Source organism: Bacillus sp. JJ1474 (assembly GCF_036965225.1).
Taxonomy (GTDB): Bacteria; Bacillota; Bacilli; order Bacillales; family Cytobacillaceae; genus Cytobacillus.
This window is the reverse complement of sequence record NZ_JBALPC010000091.1, coordinates 1-4901: the sequence shown is the minus strand read 5'-3', so window position 1 is coordinate 4901 and position 4901 is coordinate 1. Positions and strand designations below refer to the sequence as shown.

Here is a 4901-nt window from a genome sequence, read left to right as displayed (position 1 = left end):
ATTATTTAAAGGATCTATTTTAATTTTTAAGTAAATTGTATGAAGTAATTAAAACGTTATTAAAATTTGGGGGTGAGTAATTTGTCAATAACGATTTTTAACGAGCACTTAACAGATGAGGAGAAATACGAGCACTTCATGAATCGTATCAACAATGGTGAAAAAATTGAAGCAGATGATTGGATGCCTGACGAATATCGTATAACGCTGATTAAATTAATTTCAATGCATGGAATTAGTGAAATTATGGGGGCGTTGCCTGAAAAGGAATGGGTTCCGAAAGCACCTTCATTAAAAAGAAAGCTTGGGATCATGGCAAAGGTACAGGATGAAATGGGACACGGGCAGCTGCTATTAAGAGTTGCAGAAGATTTAATGAAGCCTTTCGGTAAAACCCGTGAAGATATTATGCACGATTTATTTAACGGAAGGCTGAAATTTCATAATGTGTTTCATATGGAAGCCCCGACATGGGGAGATGCAGGATTAATTGGCTGGCTTGTTGATGGTGCAGCCATCATTTCGCAAACCAATATGCTAGATGCTTCATATGGGCCTTATGCAAGAGCGTTGAAAAGAATTTGTGCAGAGGAAGTTTTCCATGCCCAGCATGGCGAGTCCATCATTATGGCATTGGCTGAAGGAACAAAGGAACAAAGAGAGATGGTTCAAGGTGCCATTAATAGATGGTGGGATGCCCTCCTGATGTTCTTCGGTCCGGCAAATGCATCAACGACTGGAACTTCTAAGCAAGACATTACAATTAAATATCGAATTCGAACCAAAACGAATGAACAACTGAGACAGGATTTCTTTTCGAAATACATTCCTAGAGTCATTTCTCTTGGATTAACAATCCCGGATGAAACGATGCATTTTGATAAAGAGCAGGGAAAATGGGTTTATAAGCAGCCTGACTGGGACCGGTTTAAAGAAATTGTCAGGAATAAAGGCCCGAAATCAAAGGAACGTTTGGAATTGCGGCAAACAACTTATGTTGAAAATCAGTGGGTCCGTGATGCGCTGGCAAATGTAAATCATTGAATTTATGAAGAAATTAGATTGGAGGAGAGCCTTTGAGCAGTGGAGGATTTTACCAGGAATTCGAGGTTTTCAGTAAAAGGACGGACACCTCCCCATTACAATATCAGTTTTCCTTGCTTGCTCCAAATCAAGAGCTTGCATTAGTTATGGCACAGGAAAACTTTATGCGGAGGGAGCCGGTAGCAGATATTTGGGTAATAAAAAGCTTGGATATTCGAAAAATGTCTCTTGAGGAAAAGCAGACATTGATGCGGCTTGATAATAAAGATTATCGAAATACGAAGGGATACGGCTATTTAAGAAAAAAATGGCGTCAGTATGAACAAGCAATGCTTGATGAAAAGGAAATTTTGTCATGGGGAGGATTGAAAAAGAGTGAACAAGACTGATATTTCATCACTGGATCCTGCATATAAATCTTCATTAACAGCACTCTTATACCAGCTCGCTGATGATGATTTCATACTCGCCTACCGAGGATCGGAATGGCTTGGCCTTGCTCCTCATATTGAGGAGGACGTTGCCTTTTCCTCCATTAGCCAAGATACAATGGGGCATGCGGCGATGTTTTATCAGCTTCTAGAAGAGCTTGGTGAAGGCAGTGTTGATGAATTAGCGCATTCACGAAAAGCTAAGGACCGAAGAAATGCTGTTTTGCTTGAAATGGTTAATGGTCCTGGCCACTATTTATCCAAGCCCCAGTACGATTTTGCATTTGCAGTTGTTAGAAATTACTTCTACGTACAGGCAAAGAAAATCCGCATGGACTCACTGAAAAATTCAACTTATCAACCACTTGCTCATATGGCACTCAATGTTAATATGGAGCTCTTCTATCATCTTTTGCATTGGAAAACATGGTTTGTGCAATTAATGAATGCTGGGGGTGAGGCAAGAAAAAGAATGGAAGCTGCTGTTGCTAAGGTATTCGCTGATTTCGAAGGTGTATTGACTTTAGGACCACTCGGGAGTGATATGTCAAAATTAGGATTAATTGAAGATGAAGAAATATTGAAGCACAAATGGAGGGCTTCTATGCTTCCAATCTTTGAAGCTATCAATTTGCCGATGCCAGATTCGTTCGGAATGAAGAGTGGGAATGGACGTATTGGAGAACATCTTAAGGAACTCGACACTGCTTTAGCCATTCTATCTGAAGTATATCATGCAGATCCCACAGCTACTTGGTAGGAAGAAGGATTGATTGTATATGAAGAAAATAAATACCTCTGTAGACAATATTATTAAAGTGCTGCATCAAGTAAAGGATCCTGAAATAGACTCCATCTCGATCGTTGATTTAGGGATGGTAGAAAGAGTGACAGTGGATGGCTCTTCCGTAACAATTGAGTTGCTTCCAACCTTTATGGGCTGCCCAGCTCTTGAAATTATCCGTCACAACGTAGTAGCAGAAATTAAATCTCAATTTGCTTTTGAGCTAATTGATGTACAATTCATTTACCACCCACCATGGACGTCAGACCGAATTACAGTAAAGGGGAGAGAGGATTTAAAAGAATTCGGAATTGCCCCTCCTCCAAAACATATCCGCGAAACTGGAGAGTGGCAAGTGAATTGCCCGTTTTGCGACTCCAACTATACAACTCTAGACAATCTCTTTGGGCCAACTGCCTGTCGCAGCATTCTTTACTGCAGGACTTGCAAAAACCCTTTCGAAGCTATGAAACCTGTTTCAACAATATAAATACAAATTGAAGGGAAGAAAGTAAAATGGCAAAACTTATCGCATTATACAAGCATCCTGAAAACAAAGAAGCTTTTGATAAGCATTACTTTGAAACACACGCTCCTCTTACGGAAAAAATCCCTGGCCTTCGCAAAATGGAGGTTACTAGAATTGTAGGCAGTCCAATGGGTGGGGAAGGGAAGTATTACCTCATGTGTGAAATGCATTATGACAGTCTAGAGTCACTTCAATCGGCGATGAGAACCGATGAAGGGAAGGCATCAGGCAAAGATGCAATGAAATTTGCAGGTGATTTAATTACATTAATGATTGGTGAAAGCGTAGATGGGTAATGACTATGAATTTATTGAAGCTGCCATTGAAGGAAAGCTAGGATTCATAGCCTTAAATCGTCCAAAGGTACTTAACGCAATTAATCGCAAAATGGTATCAGAAATTCTAACTGTTATGGAAGAATTTGAAGAAAATGATGATGTCAAAGTCATCATATTGACCGGCAAAGGAAGGGCATTTGCTGCTGGAGCTGATATCGAAGAAATGGCTAATGACGATGCAATCGATTTTGAGCTGCGCAATCAATTCAAGGATTGGGACCGATTGGCCATGATAAAGAAGCCAATAATTGGAGCTGTCCAGGGGTTTGCTCTTGGCGGGGGTTTTGAACTTGCCCTATGCTGCGATCTTCTTTACGGCGCAGAGGATGCGGAATTCGGATTTCCCGAAGTAAATCTTGGTGTTATGCCTGGTGCAGGAGGAACGCAGCGGTTAACAAAGCTAGCTGGTAAAACAAAGGCGATGGAATGGCTTTTTACTGGAAAAAGAATCTTGGCAAAAGAAGCTCTCCATTTTGGGATAGTCAACCAACTTTTTGCTAGTGAGGTTCTAATGGAAGAAACATTAAAAATGGCTAGACATATAGCCAATCAAGCACCGATATCTATTCGCTTAATAAAGGAATCGGTGCTGAAAGCGGTAGATGTCCCTCTTGAAGAAGGCATGGATTTTGAAAGAAAAAATTTCTATTTATTATTTTCAACTGAAGATCAAAAAGAAGGCATGAAGGCTTTTCAGGAAAAAAGAAGGCCGAATTTCAAGGGGAGATAGAGAATATAACATAATGCTAGGATTTAAAATGTTATGAATATTTCATTTTATATAGTAGAATTACTTCATAACGTAATTATTTCGACATTCTTTCTATATGAAATGAAGTGAGGATTGAAGGTACTTGAATACTAGATCAATGATTTTTACTTTATATGGAGACTATATATCACATTATGGCAGTAAAATTTGGATTGGAAGTTTAATTCGGTTATTAAGTGAATTTGGTCATAATGATCAATCTGTTCGGGCAGCTATTTCTAGGATGAATAAGCAAGGCTGGGTTCAGTCCGATAAAATCGGCAATAAAAGCTATTATTCTTTAACAAATCGTGGTCAAAAGAGGATTGATGAAGCGGCTAAAAGGATATTTAAACTTATGCCGGAAAAGTGGGATGGACAGTGGAGAATATTCATGTACACCATTCCAGAGGAAATTCGGACAGTAAGGGATGAACTTAGAAAAGAATTAGTATGGAGCGGATTTGGCTCCTTATCTAATAGCTGCTGGATTTCGGCAAATAATCTCGAAAAACAAGTTAATGAAATCATTGATAAATATGATATCAGTCATTATGTCGATTTCTTTATCGCCAAATATGAAGGGCCACATGATAATTTTCGTTTAGTTGAGAAGAGCTGGAACCTCGAGGACATTAATTCCAAGTATCAATTGTTTATTTCCGAATATAGTCAGAAATACATCATTGATAAAAATAAAATACAAAAGGGACAAATGTCCGATGCTGAATGCTTTGTAGAAAGGGCTAAGCTCGTTCATGAATATAGAAAATTTTTGTTTGTTGATCCGGGACTGCCTGAGGAGCTGCTTCCTGATAAATGGTTGGGCAGTCATGCAGCATCCTTGTTTAGTGAATATTATAAAGAGTTAGCAAAGCCAGCTTCCCGCTTTTTTGAAACTGTGTTTAGAGAAGGAAACGAGATTGAGCACAAAGATGTTAATTACGATGTGCTCGATCACCCGTATATTGTTGAATAGTTATGATGCCATTCGTCCTAGTATGAAAGAAGGGTGGCTTTAAAG

General features: G+C 39.2%; 7 protein-coding genes. All 7 read left to right on the top strand.

Annotation, left to right across the window (positions count from 1 at the left end):
- The first annotated feature begins 138 nt into the window (after positions 1-138).
- The 7 genes from paaA (at position 139) to paaX (ending at position 4856) form a co-directional block, all read left to right on the top strand.
- Positions 139-1044, top strand: coding sequence for a 1,2-phenylacetyl-CoA epoxidase subunit PaaA (gene paaA, locus V7164_RS13220; RefSeq protein ID WP_335354293.1), 906 nt, complete (start codon positions 139-141; stop codon positions 1042-1044).
- 32 nt (positions 1045-1076) lie between these two features.
- Positions 1077-1433 carry a 1,2-phenylacetyl-CoA epoxidase subunit PaaB gene (gene paaB / locus V7164_RS13215; protein WP_335354292.1) on the top strand — a complete coding sequence of 119 codons (357 nt, stop codon included), beginning with the start codon at positions 1077-1079 and terminating at the stop codon, positions 1431-1433.
- On the top strand, positions 1420-2235 hold the full coding sequence (gene paaC / locus V7164_RS13210; RefSeq protein ID WP_335354291.1) for a 1,2-phenylacetyl-CoA epoxidase subunit PaaC: 816 nt from the start codon (positions 1420-1422) through the stop codon (positions 2233-2235). The genes paaB and paaC overlap by 14 nt, the downstream gene beginning before the upstream one ends.
- A 19-nt stretch (positions 2236-2254) precedes the next feature.
- Positions 2255-2749, top strand: coding sequence for a 1,2-phenylacetyl-CoA epoxidase subunit PaaD (paaD, locus tag V7164_RS13205; RefSeq protein WP_335354290.1), 495 nt, complete (start codon positions 2255-2257; stop codon positions 2747-2749).
- A gap of 26 nt (positions 2750-2775) precedes the next feature.
- Positions 2776-3084 (top strand): EthD family reductase, encoded by a 309-nt coding sequence (locus tag V7164_RS13200; protein WP_335346496.1) that lies wholly within the window; start codon positions 2776-2778, stop codon positions 3082-3084.
- Complete coding sequence (locus V7164_RS13195; RefSeq protein WP_335346495.1) at positions 3077-3856, top strand: enoyl-CoA hydratase-related protein; 780 nt, start codon at positions 3077-3079, stop codon at positions 3854-3856. The genes V7164_RS13200 and V7164_RS13195 overlap by 8 nt, the downstream gene beginning before the upstream one ends.
- Positions 3857-3980: 124 nt before the next feature.
- Positions 3981-4856 (top strand): phenylacetic acid degradation operon negative regulatory protein PaaX, encoded by an 876-nt coding sequence (gene paaX / locus V7164_RS13190; protein ID WP_335354289.1) that lies wholly within the window; start codon positions 3981-3983, stop codon positions 4854-4856.
- The last annotated feature ends 45 nt before the right edge of the window (positions 4857-4901 follow it).

Coding starts and splice junctions, on each gene's coding strand:
- paaA (WP_335354293.1), top strand. CDS start 139: ATGAATCGTATCAACAATGGTGAAAAAATTGAAGCAGATGATTGGATG.
- paaD (WP_335354290.1), top strand. CDS start 2,255: ATGAAGAAAATAAATACCTCTGTAGACAATATTATTAAAGTGCTGCAT.
- V7164_RS13200 (WP_335346496.1), top strand. CDS start 2,776: ATGGCAAAACTTATCGCATTATACAAGCATCCTGAAAACAAAGAAGCT.
- V7164_RS13195 (WP_335346495.1), top strand. CDS start 3,077: ATGGGTAATGACTATGAATTTATTGAAGCTGCCATTGAAGGAAAGCTA.